We start from the raw sequence: 15744 nt of genomic DNA, 5'->3' as shown, positions 1-15744 counted from the left end.
GGATGGCCGAGCAGCAGCCCGGCGCCTCACGGTTCCTGCGGACCACGGGACAGCACGCCGAGATCGAATCGGATCCCTTTACCGACGGCGGCTTCGTGCTGAGCATCGGCGGCGCGGAGCAGTCCCACGTCAACCTGGCCGATCCCGGGGACATCTTCTACGAATACCTGCGTAGGATCGGGCACGTGGTGGACCTCGCCGCTCCGTGGGGCGAGCCGATCACGGCGCTGCACCTGGGTGCGGGCGCCCTGACGCTGGCCCGCTACATCCAGGCCACCCGCCCAGGCTCGGTCCAGTACGCCGTTGAACTGGAGCGGGAGTTGCTGGACTTCGTGCTGGCGCAGCTACCCCTGCCGGAGGGAACGCAGCTGCACACGGTGATCGGCGATGCCCGCGAGGCCCTCGCCGGGCTTCCGGCGGAGCTGCGCTTCGACGTCGTGATCCTGGACATCTTCTCCGGGCCGGAAGCTCCGGAACATATCGCGTGCACCGAGTTCTATGAGGAGGCTGCAGCACGGCTGACGCCGCGCGGCGTCCTGATTGTCAACGTGGGCGACGAACCCGGGCTGACCCTGGTCCGCAGCCAGGTCGCGGCCCTGCGCCGCGCCATGTCGGACGTCGCGGCCTTCGCGGAGGCCGGGATGTTCACCGGCCGGTACCCCGGCAACATCATCCTGACCGGGACGCAAGGCCCGTGGCCCGAGGTCTGGACGGCGGCCCTCACGGCCCGCGGTCCGCATCCGGCCAAGGTCCTCGCCGGCGTCGAACTGGACGTACTGTCCGATTAATCCGCAGCCGCGACGCCGGGTTCGGCGAACCACAGGCGGGTTTCCCCGTACTTCTTCTCGGCAAATCGTTCCACGCCGTCGGGCCACTCCGGTTCGGGGCTCCGGGAGGAGCGTTCCACCACGACGACGGCCCCCTCGCCCAGGTGCGGCACCAGCTTGGCCAGAACGGCGGCGAGGGCCGGCTCGTCCAGCGGGTACGGCGGGTCCAGGAACACCAGGTCCCAGAGCACGGCGTCGGCGGTCCGTTCCAGGAACGATTCGACCTTGGACCGGTGCACGAAGACCACCTTGCGGCGTGCCACGGTGTTGACCAGGTCCGCGTTCTTCTGGCAGACGGCGCTGGCCTTGGCATCGAATTCGACCAGGTCCACAGAGTCGGCGCCACGGCTGCCGCTCTCCACGCCCAGTGAGCCGGAGCCCGCGTAGAGATCCAGCACCCGGGCACCGGCAATGACGTTGAAGGCGTCCAGCCGGGAAAACAGTGCTTCCTTGACGCGGTCCGTCGTGGGACGCGTCATGTTCCCGGGGACGCTGGTCAGGGGGCTGCCGCCGGCCGCGCCGGCGATGATGCGGCTCATGCGCGATCCCCCGTGGACCTGTTTGCCTGGCTCGTGGTGCTAGCCGCGTTCAAGGAACGCCTCCTTCTCGGGGTTCAAGTATTCATCGATGGCCGCGGCGAGCAAGGGCTGTCCCGCCAGCGTGGGATCGGCGGCCACGATCCGCTGGGCGTCCTGCCTGGCCCGGGCAATCACGTCCTCGTGTTCGAGCACGCGCAACAGCTTCAGTGTGGAGCGCCCGCCGGACTGCGAGGCGCCCAGGATGTCGCCCTCCCGGCGCAGTTTGAGGTCCTCCTGGGAGAGCTCAAAGCCGTCCGTGGTGGCCGCCACGGCGTCCAGCCGGCGGCGGCTCGGATGATCCGGCTCCAGGGTGGTGACCAGCAGGCAGGTCCCGGGCAGGCCGCCGCGGCCCACCCGGCCCCGCAACTGGTGGAGCTGGGAGATGCCAAAACGGTCCGCGTCCAGGATCACCATGAGCGTGGCGTTGTGCACGTCCACGCCGACCTCGATCACGGTGGTGGAGACCAGCAGCTTGGTCCGGTTGGCTGTGAAGGAGGCCATGGTCTCGGACTTCAGGGCGGGGTCCTGCCGGCCGTGCAGTGGCGCGACGGGCACCCCGGCCAGGGCCGGCTCGTCCCGGAGGTGTTCCACGACGCCGGTGACGGAGGCGAGCTCACGCGCGCCGTTCTCGCCTTCCAGGTCCGCGGCGGACGGTTCGGCCTCGCCCGGGGTGAAGTCGCCGTCGTCGTCCTCGCCGATTTTGGGGCACACCACGTAGACCTGGTGGCCGGCGTCGATCTCCTCCCGCGAGCGGGACCAGATGCGGCCGGCCCAGGCCGGGTGCTCGGCGAGCCCCACCACGTGGGTGGAGATCGGCGCGCGGCCCGCGGGGAGTTCGTCCAGGACCGAGGTTTCGAGGTCCCCGAATACGGTCATGGCCACGGTCCGGGGAATCGGGGTGGCGGTCATGACCAGCAGGTGCGGGGGTTTGCTCGCCTTGGCCCGGAGGGCGTCGCGCTGTTCGACGCCGAAACGGTGCTGTTCGTCCACCACGATCAGTCCGAGGTCGTAGAAGGACACGGTCTCGCTGAGCAGGGCATGGGTGCCTATCACGATTCCGGCTGTCCCGGAGGCCGCGTCGAGCATGGCCTGCTTCCGCGCCGCGGTGGGCATGGAGCCGGTGAGGAGCGTGACCTGGACGGCGTCCGGACCGAACCCGCCGAGCATCCCGTCCCGGGACAGCGGCCCGAGCGTGCGCCGGATGGATTCGTAGTGCTGGGCGGCAAGGACTTCGGTGGGGGCGAGCAGGGCCGCCTGTCCCCCGGCGTCCACCACCTGCAGCATGGCGCGCAGGGCCACGATGGTCTTGCCCGAACCCACCTCGCCCTGGAGCAGCCGGTTCATCGGCGAGTCCTGCGCGAGCTCCTCGGAGAGCGTCTTGCCGACGGCGGCCTGCCCGGCGGTCAGCGTGAACGGCAGCTGGCGGTCGAAGGCGGGCAGCAGCCCGTCCGGTGCCGGGCGCCGGGCCGTCGCTTCCTCGGCGGCCAGCTGGGCCCGGCGGCGGGCCAGGGCCGACTGGAGGACCAGGGCTTCCTGGTAGCGGAAGCGGTCCCGGGCGCGCTGCCAGTCCGCCGGGGTTTGCGGTGTGTGGATCAGCCGGTAGGCGTCCGCGACCGCCAGGAATTTCTCCCGCGCCGCGATCTCCGCGGGCAGCGGGTCGCCGAGGGCCTCGAGCTCCAGGGTGTCCAGCAGGGTCGAGATGACCTTTTGGATGGACCAGCTCGTGAGTTTCGCCGTGGCCGGGTACACCGGAATCGGCATGGCCGCGAGCTTCTCCGGGTCCAGGCCCGGGGTGTCGGGGTCCTCGTCGAGCAGCAGGAAATCGGGGTTGGTCAGGCCCAGGGAGCCGCCGTAGCGCGTGACCTTGCCGGAAAACATGGCGCGCCGGCCCGGCTGGAGCTCGGCCTTGGCCCGGAACCCGTTGAAGAAGCTGACCTTGAGCGTGCCCGGCAGTCCGCCGCCGGCCCGTCCGGAACCGGCGGTCCCGGCGTCGTCGGAAATCACGACGTCGGTGAGTGAACCGCGCCGGGCGCGCATGGCCCGGGTGCTGTTGGAGATCACCCGGGCGATCAGGGTCACTTCCTCATCCAGCGGGACCTCGCTGATGGGTGTCAGCTCGCCGCGGCTGAGATAGCGGCGCGGGAAGTAGTTCAGGAGCCCGCCGACGGTGGTGATGCCGAGGTGTTTTTCGATGACAGCCGCGGAGCGCTTACCGATCCGGCGTTCCAGGCCCAGTTCAAGTTCAGCGTGCATATCCGTCGGGGTTTCGGGTTTCAGCGGCCAGGACCGGGGCCACGGCGGCAGCGGTGACGGCGGCCTCTGTCTCCGGGTCGCGCGGCAGGGCGAGCTCGCTCACGGAGATGTCCGTGGGCTCGCCCAGGGAACGGATCAGCGCAACGGCAGGTTCGGCATCCAGGACGTGGACGTGGACGCGCCAGCGGTAGTGCCCGGCAGCATCCACGGCGCCGCCCACCTGGCTCATGATCACGGAGTCGCCCATTTCGTCGAGCCGCTGCCGCATCATGGCGGCGTCCAGCGGGGACAGAGAGATGGTGCACATGAGTTCGACGCCGTCGTCGCGGGGCATGCCGACGTGGATGTGCGGATCCTGGACGTCGTAGCCGTGCAGGCCGTCCAGCAGTTCGCTCTGGAGCTCCTCGCCCAGCACGGCGGAGCGGAGGCAGTCCAGGATCAGGAGCATGCCCACGCCGCCGGCGTCCACCACATGGGCGGCGTGCAGGGCAGCGAGCTGGTCCTCCGTGTGCACCACGGCGGCCAGGGCTGCCTCGACGGCGGCGTCCAGGGCCAGGCCGAGGGTCTGGTTGCTGTCATCGCCGTCGTGCGCGGAGTCCACGGCGGCCACGGCGCGGGCAGCGGCTTCCATGACGGAGAGCATGGTGCCGGGCACGGGATCACTCAGCGCGGACCAGGCCCGGAGCTGGGCCCGGTTCAGGGCCGCAGCCAGCAGCGGCGAGCTGATCCGGGTGTGTCCGGCCAACGGTTCGGCGGCGGCGCAGAGGAACACGGCAAACAGTGTTCCCGAGTTGCCGCGGGCCTGTTCCATGGCCGCCTGGCCGGCCTGCGCCAGGACGGCGCCGACGTCGTGCTGGGCGGGGTCAGCGGCACGGGCCGCAGCCCGGGCGGTCAGGTAGAGGTTGGTGCCGGTGTCGCCGTCGGCCACGGGAAAGATGTTGATGGCGTTCAGGCGGTCGCTGTGGTTTCCGAGCGTTGTCTCCGCCTTGCTCAACCACCGCTTCATCGCTTGCGCGTTGGCGGCAATTTTAGTCTGCAAAGTGATCCCATCCCACAGCGTCAGCGGGCCTGCCCGCGATCTTTACTCCCGTGCTTTCAGTTGGTGCAGGGGTCTCTACCGAGCCTATCGCAGTGAAACCGGCAGGGAGCTGAACCCCCGCGGGGAATGTGGCCAACAGCCCGTGGTCTTCGCCCCCGCCCAGGACCCAAGGCATCGGGTCTGCCCCCAGCAGCTCCGACGCCGGCAGCAGCGGAACAGCGAGTTCCTTCAGTGCGGCGGCGTCCAGGTTCAGCACGGCATGGCTGGCCGCGGCCATGCGGTTGCCGTCGCGGACCAGGCCGTCCGAAATGTCCATCATGGCCGACGCGCCGGCGTCACGGGCCGCAGGGCCCGCGGCGAGCGGCGGCAGCGGCCGGCACTGGGTGTCCATGAGGGCTCGCTGTGCGGCCGTCAGCTCCGCGACGCTGATCTCCGACTCCAGCAGCGCCAGGCCGGCGGCGGCGCGGCCCACCGTTCCGGCCAGGGCCACCGTGTCCCCCGGCCGGGCCCCGGAGCGCAGGACCGGCTCCTTGCCGTCGAGGGTGCCCACGATCGCCACGCTGACGGCCAGTTCGCGGCCGCGGCCCAGGTCCCCGCCAGCCACCGTGCAGCCGCGAGCGCCCAGCTCCCGGATGCCGGCGGTGAGGCCGTCCGCGAAATCCTCCACCCAGGACACCGGGGTTTCCGGCGGCATGGTCAGGCTCACCACAAGGGACGTGGACCGGGCACCCATGGCGTTGATGTCGCTAAGGTTTTGCGCGGCGGCCTTCCAGCCGACGTCGTACCCGCTGGTCCGGTAGCCGTTGTTCCATTGCAGCCGGAAGTCCTGGTCAGCCACCTGCGTGTCGATGCTCAGCACCGTCCGGCCGTCCGGGGCCGCGACAATGGCGGCGTCATCCCCCGGCCCGAGCAGCAAGGACGTGGGCGCCTCCGGCCCGCCGGCGGGCTCCGGAACAATGAGCCGCGGGAAGATGCGCTCCAGCAGCTGGGACTCCGAGAGCCCGGCGACGGTCAGGCCGGCGTCCGCGGGCTGGGTTTCGGACACGGCCGTTACAGGCACGGGAGCTTCAGACACGGGAGTTTCAGGCACAGCCCTACGCTACCGCGAGGGGCTGACACCGGCGAACGGGTATTAGAAGGTGGCCTTGAGACAGCCGTACTGGGTGTTGTCCGAGGACATCCCTGCCACGCCCAGCCCCCAGGAGCAGACGGTGTACACGCCGCGTTTGGTGACCGGGATGACAATCCGGTAGCCGTGGTTGCCGGAGACCTGGAAGACCGAGTTGACGTCGGCCCTGTAGCGGTTGGCCACATACGCTGTGCCCGTGGTGGTGCCCTCCGGGGACGTGACGTACAGGTGGACGGGGACGTTTGCCCGCGTCATCCCCGGATCCAGCGCCCAGCCGCTGGCCACGAGCGCGGATCCCATCCCGCCGAGCTGGACCTTGAGGGACTCGTAGTACCCGATCGGTGCGGGCGTGGCGGCGACACGCACGGTCGAGCAGCCCAGGAGGCTGTTGCCCAGCGGGAAGACGCTGACGGCGATGCCGTAGGCGCAGATCTTGTAGTCACCCGGCGTCGTGACCGGCAGCGCCACCCGGTAGCCGTGGTTTCCGGTGGTCCCCATGACCGTGTTGACGTCGGCCCGGGACTGGTTGGCGGTATATGCGGAACTCTTGGTCACACCCTTGGGGTCGGTGACGTAGAGGTGGACCGGGATGGAGGCGGCCGGAGTTCCGGGATCCAGGCTCCACCCGGTGGCCGTGATGGTGGCCGTCGCCGCGTCCGTCTTGACCACGGTGCTTTCCAGGAAGCCGGCGGGCGCCGGTGTTGCCCGTGGCGTCACGTATTTACAGCCCAGGAGGCTGTTGCCGAGGCTGAATGCCGTGACGGCCATGCCGTAGGCGCATACCTTGTACTGCCCGCTCATGGTCACGGGGAGGTCCGAGGTGAAGCCGTGGCTTCCCGTCACGGACATCACCAGGTTGACGTCGGCGCGGCTCTTGTTGGCGGTGATGGCCTGGGACGTCGTTTTGCCTGCCGGGTCGGTCACGTAGAGGTGGACCGGGATGGACGCTGTGGGCGTCCCGGGATCGTAACTCCAGCCGGTGGCCCGCAGCACCGTTGCCCCGCCGGTCCTGGTGAGTGTCAGGGACTCGAGATAGCCGGCGGTGGCCGGTGTCCCCGCAAGGGTCAGGGACTTGCAGCCCAGGTCCGTTGGTTCGGCGCTGCTCAGGGCGTAGACGCAGACCTTATATACGCCAGCTGCGGTCAGATTGAAGGAACGGGTGAACCCGTGGTTGCCGGTCACCTGCATGACCTTGTTAACGTCCGCGCGGGCCTGGTTGGCTGCGACGGCGTAGCCGGTTGCGGTGCCGCCGGGCGGGGTCACGTAGATGTGGACCGTGGATGATTCGGAGGGCTGGGCGGTGTCGTACGCCCAGCCGGCGATGTCCAGGCTGGCCTTGGCGCCGGAGCGGTTGATGGCCATGGACTCGACGTAGCCGACCGCGGGCGCTCCGGGCGGGCGGATGGTCACGCTGGCCGCGGTGTCGGTGACCGAATCGATGCTCACCTTGGTGCCGGCGTGCGTGGTGAAGGTCTGTCCCGCCTGCCAGGCCTGGGTGTTGCTGTAGTAGCCGTTGAAGGCGGCGGCGCGGGTGTCCGGCGGGAGCAGGATCGAGGAGTTGCCGCCGCCCTGCTGGGTGATCTTGACGCCGCGGTTTCCGGCCTGCGCGATCACGGAGTCGTAGCCCACCGGAGCCCGGAGCTCGAGGTAGTAGACCTCGCCGGATTTCGGGTCCGTGAACTTCGCCGCCCGGTTGGCGGCGTCGCCGGCCCAGGGTGCGAGGGTCACCTTGCGGGGCCCGGAGACTGTGCCCAGGTTGGTGATCTCGTTGCCGTTGCCGAACCGGCCCATTTCCCAGAGGCTGGCGCTGATTTCCGGCATGACGTCCCAGTGCGAGATCCCCATGAGGTCCAGGTTGTCGCCATAGGGCTTGATGCTGCAGGTGGGATCGGCAAAGCCCGCGTAGGGGCCGGAGGCCACGTCCATGGCCCCGCTGCCGCACAGCAGGCTGTTGGCGTGGTCCATGCCCAGGGCATGCCCGAACTCATGGGTCAGCACGGGGGTTGCGAGCCGGCTGTTCTGCGGCATCAGGATGCGCCCGCCCGTGGTGCCGTTGCTGTAGGTCATGCCGGCGGTGCCATTGCTCAGGTACGCGCCGGGGATGAAGATCACCAGCGCGGTGTAGGGGCTCTGCGTCCAGCCCAGCTCCTGGGAGACCGTGTCCACGATCTGCGACGGCGACTGCGTTGAGGTCGCAGCCGACTTGTGCAGCAGTCGGGACGAGCTCAGGGCAATGTCCACGCGCCCGGCGGTGGCGTGGGCCCAGTAGCGGTTGGCCGCGCTGAGCGAGGCCTTCGCCGCGGCCATCGGCACGGCGGCGTCCGTCTCCGCTGCGGTCTTGTCGGCGAGCTGGACGGTCACCAGGGTGGTCTTCAGGGTGCCTGCCAGCGGCGCGCTTACGTAGGTGTATTCGCTCCTCGCCTTGTTGGCCGGCGGCTCGGGCCGGACAAAGTCATCCACCTGCCCCTGAGGGCTCGGGTCCGACACCGCAGGAACGGCACCCGCTGGAACAGCAACGGCCGGAACAGCAACCGAGGGAACGGCCGCCACAGCGGTTTGGGGCAACGCTGCTGCCAGCATCACGGCGGCAATCACTGTTGCCGCTATGTTCAGTTTTCGCAAGATTGCTCGCTTAGGGGTGAGACCGCCGGCGGAGACCTGGTGGTGGGAGCGACGTAAGGTGCCTACAGCATAAACGCCAATTCCCGCCTGTCACCCCACTAACTTTGATCCCTTAAATCACAACTGCATCACGCATTTTTGTTTGCAAGCTTCTGCGCAGTAATGCCGCACCATTTCGCCACCTGAAAACCGCATGCCAAACTCTTAGCCGTGCCTCCTTCCGTCGCCGCGGTCAATACCGCCACCCGCAGGGTGCTTGCCTTCGCCGTCGGAGGCCTCCTGTTAGCGCTGATCATTGCCACCCAGATGTTCGTCAACGTGGATCCGCTCAGCGTTCACCGGACCGACGCCGTCATCATGCTCGGCGGGGCGGCATCTGAGCGACTCCCGGTGGCACGCCAGTTCCAAGCCGAATTCCACATCCCGGTCCTGGTGATCTCCCACACGGACACCGTGGGCAACCGGAGCGCGGATGAGACGTGCAATTCCACAGCCTTCCCCAACCCGGACCTCATCTGTTTCAGGCCCCCGGACCTGGACACCCGCGGCGAGGCTGAGTCGATCTCCCGGCTCATCGAAGCCAACGGCTGGAAGTCCGTCACCGTGGTGACATCCAGCTATCACGTCACCCGCGCGGGTCGCCTGATCGGGCAATGCACGACGGCGGACGTCCAGATGGTTGCCTCCCACCCGGACCTGGATGTCTTCCAGTGGATCCGGCGGTTTGTGGTCGAAACGGGAGGCCTGATCGATGCCACCTTTAGGCCGGAATGCGCCAATCACGGGGCGGAAATGTAACAATTGAACCTCATCCGGTTGAACTGGTCAGCCGGTTCGGGCATCTGACCGAGGCGAGGAGGACACGCTGGAACACTCTCCCGACGGTGCTGCCCCGCTGGTTGCCGCACCCCGGCACCTGCGCAAGCGGCGCATGCACACGGAGATCCCGGACGCCCTTCTGGTGCCCGGGGCGGACCCTCTTCCGCTCAACGCGCCGCCGCCAGCAGCCGCGCAGGCTCCTGTATTTCAGGACCCGGAGGAACCCGCGGATTCAAACCCGGCAGAGTCGGGCCTGGAAGCCGCCATCCAGGAGAAGGAATCCCAGCAAGTCGCCCGCGACATGCTCCACCGGCGCAAACGGCGGGTGGCTCTTCTAGCCGTTCTCGTCGTAGCCCTGGCCGTGCCGGCCATCGTGCTGGCCCTGCTGCTCGGCTAAGCCGGGCCACAGACCTTACCAACCATTCGCACACCCTTGGGGAATAACCATGCACAGCATCATGCCGATCTTCGGAACCAGGCCGGAAGCCATCAAGATGGCGCCGATCGTCAGCGCGCTGCAGGAGTCTCCGCTCTTCCGCTGCATCGTGACGGTCACGGGGCAGCACCGCGAGATGCTGGACCAGGTCAACGAACTGTTCGGCATTGTTCCGGACCATGACCTGAACATCCTGCAGCAGGGGCAGTCGCTCTCGGCCATCATGACGCGGACCATCGACGGACTGGAGAAGCTCTTCGCCGGCACCCGGCCGGACGCCGTCGTCGTCCAGGGCGACACCACCACCTCCACGGCCGCCGCCATCGCGGCGTTCTACCACGGCATCCCGGTGGTCCATGTCGAGGCCGGGCTGCGCAGCGGAGACCTGCTCTCGCCGTTCCCCGAGGAAGCCAACCGAAAGATCACCAGCCAGATCACCCGCCTGCACCTGGCGCCCACCTCCACCAGCAGGGAGAACCTGCTGAAGGAAGGCATCAGCGCCGAGGACATCGTGGTCACGGGAAACACCGTGATCGACGCCCTGCTCGCCACCGTCGACAAGCAGCTCCCCTTCACAGACTCCCGGCTGGAAGCACTGGCGGCCGGCGACCGTCCGGTCCTGCTCGTCACCACGCACCGGCGGGAAAACCAGGGCGAATCCATGCGCAGCGTGGGACGGGCCCTGGCCCGGATCGCCGACGCCGAGCCGGACCTGGTGATCGTGCTGCCGGCCCACAAGAACCCGGTGGTGCGGGAGGCCGTCCTGCCCGCGCTGGAGGGCAAAGCCAACGTCCTGGTGACGGAACCTCTGGCCTACGGCGAATTCACCCGGCTGCTCTCCCGAGCACACATCGTCCTCACGGACTCTGGCGGAGTGCAGGAGGAAGCACCCAGCCTCGGCAAGCCGGTCCTGGTGATGCGGGACAACACCGAGCGGCCAGAGGCCCTGGAAGCCGGCACCGTGAAGCTGATCGGCACGGACGAGGAACGGATTGTTGCCGAGGTGACCAGCCTCCTGCACGATTCCGCGCACTTCGCGGCCATGGCAAACGCCGTGAATCCCTACGGCGACGGCAAGGCTGCGGCCCGGACGGTGGCAGCTATTGAAGAGCTGCTCGGCGTCGGCTACCGGACGGCGGAGTTCAGCGGCGCGTAGGCGCCGGACAACCACCGGCAGGGCTGCCCGGGACCCGGGCCTCGATGTGAGCCGAGAAGGCCTTTCGTGAAACAATTAGTGTTCAGCAGGCAAGGATGCGGGTTGCCAGCATCACGTTGTCCGTCGGCGGATCTGGTACCCCGGATTCGACCCTGAACCGACGGCGACGCCAGGGGGTGCAAGTGGACCGCAGGGACTTTCTACGACTATCAGTGGCGGCCTCAGCCGCCGCCGCCCTGGCGGCGTGCACCCCCGATACTTCGCCCGGCCCCCGACCGCCGTCGACCTCGCCCACACCACTGCCTCGTCGACCCATACCCCCGTACGCGAGCAAGGGCCTCGGCATGCCGCGCTTCGGCGGATTCGGTTTCAAGGAGCTGGATTCCCTGAACCTGGACTGGTTCTACGACTGGGGACCTGACTACCCGCCCCTCCGGGCTGCTTCGAGCCAGGCCGCTGAATTTGTGCCAATGGTCTGGGGGCGCGGCTCCTTGGAACGGAAGGCCATAGAGCAGGTGCGGTCCGAAGTGTCCTGGACAGGCGCCGACAATCTCCTCGGCTTCAACGAACCCGACCACACCGGCCAGGCGGACATGTCCGTGGACACTGCCATCAGTCTCTGGCCCCAGCTGGAACAGGCCGGCCTCAGGCTGGGCTCTCCGGCCCCGGTTCAGGCGCTGGGCGACTGGCTCAAAAATTTCATGGACCAGGCATCCAAGAAGGACCTGCGGGTGGATTTTGTCGCGATGCACTGGTACGCGCCGCCCCACGGGGACTCGTTCCTCCGCACGGTGGAGAAACTGCACGAACGCTACGGGAAGCCCGTCTGGATCACCGAATACGCCGTCGCCGACTGGAAGGCCACTGCGAAGTCGCCCAGCCGGTTCACGGAGAAGGAAATCCTGGCGTTCATGAAAGAGACCGTCACCGGACTCCGGAAGATGCCGTACGTGGAGCGTTTCGCCTGGAAAACGCGGGCCCACGGCGACCCCATCATGGGCGCCTCCGCCCTGTTCCGGAGCAACGGCTCCCTCACCCCCACCGGCGAGCTCTACCACTCCCTCTAGGACCGACCTTCAGCCAGTGCCGGTTGCCGCTGGTGGCCCGCAGAAAACTGCGTCTTTCCTGTGTAAAACCGGGACTTTCCTGAGTATTTGCCGTGCTATGTTGACTTCAGCCACAACTGAATCAGGGACCCCACAGGCCAGAGCAGTCACACCCCGACGCCGCCATCCGTGAGCGGAATCCGTCGGGACGCACGCCGCCGCTGGCCTTTGTTGTCCCCGCAGCAGTCACAGAACCCAGCAACCTTCCACGAAGGGAACTCATGGAACGCCGTAAGTTTCTCACTATGCCCCTGGCTGCAATGGCGGCGCCCGGCGCCCTGCTGGCCGCCAATGCCGGAATCGCACAGGCAGCTACGGCCCCGACCGCGATCCCGACCGTCCCCGCCGTCACGCTGCCCGCCGATACGCAGAAGGGGTTCGGTTGGGGCGGGAAAGACGCCTTGGCGCTCACGCAGATCAAGAGCCTGAAGCTGGACTGGCACTACACGTGGGGGGCGCACTACAACGTCACCACCAACCCGCCCTTTGTTCCCATGGTCAAGAGCGAACGCACGCTGCTGGAGCAGGATGCCCTGGGCTGGGTATCGCGCCAGCTGGCGGAAACGAAGACCAAGCACCTCCTGGGCTTCAACGAGCCCGACAACACGGCCCAGGCGAACATGAGCGTGGACAGGGCCATCGAGCTCTGGCCCAAGCTGATGGCAACCGGGCTGCGGCTCGGGTCCCCGGCGTGCACCAGCCCCCGCAGTGCGTGGCTGGCCGACTTCATGACCAAGGCCAAGAACAAGGGCCTCCGTGTGGACTTCTTGACAACGCACGTCTACGCCTGGCCCAGGGCCGATGACTTCCTGAACAAGATCACCATGATGCACGAGAAATATGGCAAGCCCATCTGGGTGACCGAGTACGCGGTGGCCGACTGGAACGCTACGGCTACACAGCCTTCCATCTATACCCGGGCGCAGACCGAGGACTTCATGCGGGCCACCGTCGCCGGCCTGCGCGCCATGCCGTTCGTCGAGCGCTTCGCCTGGAAGACCCGCCCGGCAGGCGACATCAGGATGGGTTGCTCCGCCCTCTTCCACACCAACGGCTCCCTCACCACCACAGGCAAGCTCTACGCGTCCCTGTGAGGCGCTGAGCGCCTCCTGCTGTGGCCGGACACCCAGGTGTCCGGCCACATTCCGTTAAGCTGTCCGTTAACCAAGGGAAGGATCCCGCCAGAGCGTTTGCTCCGGCGGGATCCTTCCTTGTTGAACGTGTTGTATCAGCTGTGAGGCCGATGTGCCGCTAGTTGGCGGCGGCGAGCTCCAGCAGTTCGCTCTTGTGGCCAAGCGAGACGATGTCCCAGCCTGCCGCGGTCCACTTCTCGTGGTCCAGGACGTTGCGTCCGTCAAACATGCGCTTGTGGGACACAGCGGCGGCCAGCTCAGCGGGATCGACGTTCACGAATTCGTTCCATTCCGTCAGCAGCATGACCAGGTCGGCGTCCGCCACGGCCGTCGCCAGGGAGTCAACGTAGTTCAGGCGCGGGTAGCGCTTGGCGGCGTTGGCATTGGCGGCGGGGTCGTAGACGCTGACGTCCGCTCCGCTGTTGAAGAGCCTGGCGGCGACGTCCAGTGCCGGTGAGTCGCGGACGTCGTCGCTGTTGGGCTTGAACGCGACGCCGAGGACGGCGACGCGCTTGCCTTCCAGCGCGCCTAGCAGCGTCTCGGCGACGTGGACGGCGCGGTCACGACGGCGGAGGTTCACTTCGTCGACTTCGTTCAGGAAGCGCATGGTGCTGTCCAGGCCCAGCTCGGATACCCGTGCCTGAAGCGCCCGAATGTCTTTGGGCAGGCAGCCGCCGCCGAAGCCGATGCCGGCGTTGAGGAAGCGGCGGCCGATCCTGGCGTCGAGGCCGATTGCGTCGGCCAGGGTGCGGATGTTGCCGCCGACGGTCTCGGTGACCTCGGAGAAGGCGTTGATGAAGGAGATCTTGGTCGCCAGGAAGGCGTTCGCCGCAACCTTGACCAGTTCAGCCGTCTCAAAGTCGGTGGAGATGAACGGGGTTTCTCGGCTGATGGCGTCGGCGTAGACCTCGCGCAGAGTCGCTTCGGCGGAGGCGGAATCCACCCCGATGACCAGGCGGTCGGGACGCAGGGTGTCCTCCACGGCGAAGCCCTCGCGCAGGAACTCGGGGTTCCAGGCGAAGTTGACGGTGACGCCGTCGCGCGCTTCTTCGGCGACGAGACCCTTGAGACGGCGTGCGGAGCCCACCGGAACGGTGGACTTCCCGACGATCAGGGAGTCCTTCGTCGCGGCGCGGGCAATGGCTGCCACAGACGCGTCAACGTAGGTCATGTCAGCAGCGTGCTCACCGGCGCGCTGCGGGGTGCCGACGGCGATGAAGTGGACATCACCGAAGGCGCCGGCTTCTTCGAACGAAGTGGTGAAGCGCAGGCGGCCGGACTCAGTGTGCTTGCGCAGGAGCTCCGGCAGGCCGGGCTCGTGGATGGGCAATTCGCCTCGGCTGAGGCTGTCGATCTTTTCCTTGTCGACGTCGACCCCGAGTACCTCGAAGCCGAGCTCCGCCATGCATGCCGCATGGGTCGCGCCGAGGTATCCCGTACCGATCACGGTTAGTCGTAGTGTCACTAGTCCCCCAGTAGCTGCAGTAAATTTCATTGCGTTGGGCGCAGATGGCGCATCCAAACGGGACCACTATATATCGTTTGGTCACGGTGTCCCTCCCCTTGCCCCTGGAAGTGACATAGCTCTAGCGGCTGGCACCCCATCGCACGCCACTTGAAATTACTGGACTCCCTCAGTCATCGAGACCAGCGAGGACAGCCGCGGTGAGGAAATGGCTGATCGGAACATGACTACCATGTATCCATGCTGCAAACGATTCCCGTGATACCTGCCGACAGGATCGACGCTGGTGCGACGAATGTACCCGTCACAGAGGTCTCTGCCCACCTCCCCTTTGCGCCAGCTTCTGGTCACGGAGCCAGCAGGTACTCTGCCGTCTTGTCGGACGGCCTGCCCCTGGAGGCACTTCTCGTCAACAAGAACTCAGATCTGCTGGTTGTAAGCCTCCACGGCGCTACCGACCGCAACAAATACCAACTACCCCGCTTCGAGTGGCTGCGGAGCCTGTTGACCACGGAATTCAGCAGCTTTTACTTCTCGGACCCCACGCTTCATCATCGCGACGATTTGGAGCTGGCCTGGTACACGGGCTCCGCAAACCTCGACTTGTACCCGCTCCTCGCGGAGTGGGCCTGTTCGGCTGCCGATGCAGTCGGCGCGAAAGGAATTCTCTTCCTGGGGTCTTCGGGTGGCGGGCTGGCGGCTCTGCAAATGGCAACTTACATCCCTGGGAGTATGGCGTTGCCGTTCAGCTGCCAGACGAGCATCGCGAACTACCTCATTAACGGGACCCTTATGGGAGCACAGCGCAGGTACGTCGAAACCGTCATGCCGCACCTCGCCCCGGATGGGCCATGGTCACTGACACCAGATGAAGACTGGTCCGTCCCGCTGGGCCCCAGGTCTTCAGCTCTAGTCCGGTACAGCCAGCATCAGCCCAATCTTGTGTACTACGTTCAGAACAGCAATGACTTCGCACACGTCGAACAGCACTACCGGCCGTTCCGCGATGTCATCGAAGCAGGCCCCAACGCTGACAATGTGCGCTTCCACGTCTACGAGGGTCCGAAAGCCCACAACCCTCCCGTTCCCACGGTATTTCACGAGCAATTGGACAATGCCGCGGAATGGCTTCGGAGCACGCTTTAGTTAGTACGGCGCAACTATTTTGCGTGTCGATCTGC

At 67.1% G+C, this 15744-nt stretch carries 12 protein-coding genes and 1 pseudogene; 7 read left to right on the top strand and 6 right to left on the bottom strand.

From position 1 onward, the window contains the following. Positions 1–2: 2 nt before the first annotated feature. Positions 3–788, top strand: coding sequence for a spermidine synthase (locus ACVWZ7_RS18615; protein WP_456508711.1), 786 nt, complete (start codon positions 3–5; stop codon positions 786–788). Here ACVWZ7_RS18615 and rsmD read toward each other — a convergent pair. The 5 genes and pseudogenes from rsmD to ACVWZ7_RS18590 all read right to left on the bottom strand — a co-directional run. Further along, positions 785–1375: pseudogene (rsmD, locus tag ACVWZ7_RS18610) on the bottom strand (16S rRNA (guanine(966)-N(2))-methyltransferase RsmD); the annotation flags it as partial. The gene ACVWZ7_RS18615 and the pseudogene rsmD overlap by 4 nt on opposite strands. A 30-nt stretch (positions 1376–1405) precedes the next feature. Then, complete coding sequence (locus tag ACVWZ7_RS18605; RefSeq protein WP_456508710.1) at positions 1406–3658, bottom strand: ATP-dependent DNA helicase RecG; 2253 nt, start codon at positions 3656–3658, stop codon at positions 1406–1408. Next, positions 3648–4664: a DAK2 domain-containing protein gene (locus ACVWZ7_RS18600; protein WP_237563386.1), complete on the bottom strand. Its 1017-nt coding sequence runs from the start codon at positions 4662–4664 to the stop codon at positions 3648–3650. Before ACVWZ7_RS18600 ends, ACVWZ7_RS18605 begins: the two co-directional genes overlap by 11 nt. 22 nt (positions 4665–4686) lie before the next feature. After that, a complete protein-coding gene (thiL, locus tag ACVWZ7_RS18595; protein WP_456509149.1) occupies positions 4687–5712 on the bottom strand; it encodes a thiamine-phosphate kinase in 1026 nt (341 codons plus the stop codon). A gap of 117 nt (positions 5713–5829) precedes the next feature. Then, positions 5830–8448 (bottom strand): hypothetical protein, encoded by a 2619-nt coding sequence (locus ACVWZ7_RS18590; protein ID WP_456508709.1) that lies wholly within the window; start codon positions 8446–8448, stop codon positions 5830–5832. 210 nt (positions 8449–8658) lie between these two features. On the opposite strand from ACVWZ7_RS18590, the gene ACVWZ7_RS18585 reads away from it, so the two are divergent. The 5 genes from ACVWZ7_RS18585 to ACVWZ7_RS18565 all read left to right on the top strand — a co-directional run bounded on the left by ACVWZ7_RS18585 (position 8659) and on the right by ACVWZ7_RS18565 (position 13059). After that, entirely contained in the window at positions 8659–9246 is a 588-nt protein-coding gene (locus ACVWZ7_RS18585) for a YdcF family protein (RefSeq protein ID WP_456508708.1), read from the top strand. Between the two features lie 133 nt (positions 9247–9379). Next, on the top strand, positions 9380–9664 hold the full coding sequence (locus tag ACVWZ7_RS18580; protein WP_456508707.1) for a hypothetical protein: 285 nt from the start codon (positions 9380–9382) through the stop codon (positions 9662–9664). A gap of 49 nt (positions 9665–9713) precedes the next feature. Beyond that, complete coding sequence (wecB, locus tag ACVWZ7_RS18575; protein ID WP_456508706.1) at positions 9714–10859, top strand: non-hydrolyzing UDP-N-acetylglucosamine 2-epimerase; 1146 nt, start codon at positions 9714–9716, stop codon at positions 10857–10859. 344 nt (positions 10860–11203) lie between these two features. Further along, a complete protein-coding gene (locus ACVWZ7_RS18570; protein WP_456508705.1) occupies positions 11204–11926 on the top strand; it encodes a glycosyl hydrolase in 723 nt (240 codons plus the stop codon). A gap of 284 nt (positions 11927–12210) precedes the next feature. Then, complete coding sequence (locus ACVWZ7_RS18565; protein ID WP_456508704.1) at positions 12211–13059, top strand: glycosyl hydrolase; 849 nt, start codon at positions 12211–12213, stop codon at positions 13057–13059. Between the two features lie 157 nt (positions 13060–13216). Here ACVWZ7_RS18565 and ACVWZ7_RS18560 read toward each other — a convergent pair whose 3' ends face one another. Continuing rightward, positions 13217–14593: a UDP-glucose dehydrogenase family protein gene (locus ACVWZ7_RS18560; RefSeq protein WP_116766579.1), complete on the bottom strand. Its 1377-nt coding sequence runs from the start codon at positions 14591–14593 to the stop codon at positions 13217–13219. A gap of 210 nt (positions 14594–14803) precedes the next feature. On the opposite strand from ACVWZ7_RS18560, the gene ACVWZ7_RS18555 reads away from it, so the two are divergent. Next, complete coding sequence (locus ACVWZ7_RS18555) at positions 14804–15709, top strand: hypothetical protein (RefSeq protein WP_456508703.1); 906 nt, start codon at positions 14804–14806, stop codon at positions 15707–15709. The last annotated feature ends 35 nt before the right edge of the window (positions 15710–15744 follow it).

The organism is Arthrobacter sp. TE12232 (assembly GCF_054062615.1).
Note: the sequence above shows the minus strand (reverse complement) of the source record. Positions and strands in the feature narration are given on the sequence as shown.

Coding starts and splice junctions, on each gene's coding strand:
- ACVWZ7_RS18615 (WP_456508711.1), top strand. CDS start 3: ATGGCCGAGCAGCAGCCCGGCGCCTCACGGTTCCTGCGGACCACGGGA.
- ACVWZ7_RS18605 (WP_456508710.1), bottom strand. CDS start 3,658: ATGCACGCTGAACTTGAACTGGGCCTGGAACGCCGGATCGGTAAGCGC.
- ACVWZ7_RS18600 (WP_237563386.1), bottom strand. CDS start 4,664: ATGAAGCGGTGGTTGAGCAAGGCGGAGACAACGCTCGGAAACCACAGC.
- ACVWZ7_RS18580 (WP_456508707.1), top strand. CDS start 9,380: ATGCACACGGAGATCCCGGACGCCCTTCTGGTGCCCGGGGCGGACCCT.
- wecB (WP_456508706.1), top strand. CDS start 9,714: ATGCACAGCATCATGCCGATCTTCGGAACCAGGCCGGAAGCCATCAAG.
- ACVWZ7_RS18570 (WP_456508705.1), top strand. CDS start 11,204: ATGCCGCGCTTCGGCGGATTCGGTTTCAAGGAGCTGGATTCCCTGAAC.
- ACVWZ7_RS18565 (WP_456508704.1), top strand. CDS start 12,211: ATGCCCCTGGCTGCAATGGCGGCGCCCGGCGCCCTGCTGGCCGCCAAT.
- ACVWZ7_RS18560 (WP_116766579.1), bottom strand. CDS start 14,593: ATGAAATTTACTGCAGCTACTGGGGGACTAGTGACACTACGACTAACC.
- ACVWZ7_RS18555 (WP_456508703.1), top strand. CDS start 14,804: ATGCTGCAAACGATTCCCGTGATACCTGCCGACAGGATCGACGCTGGT.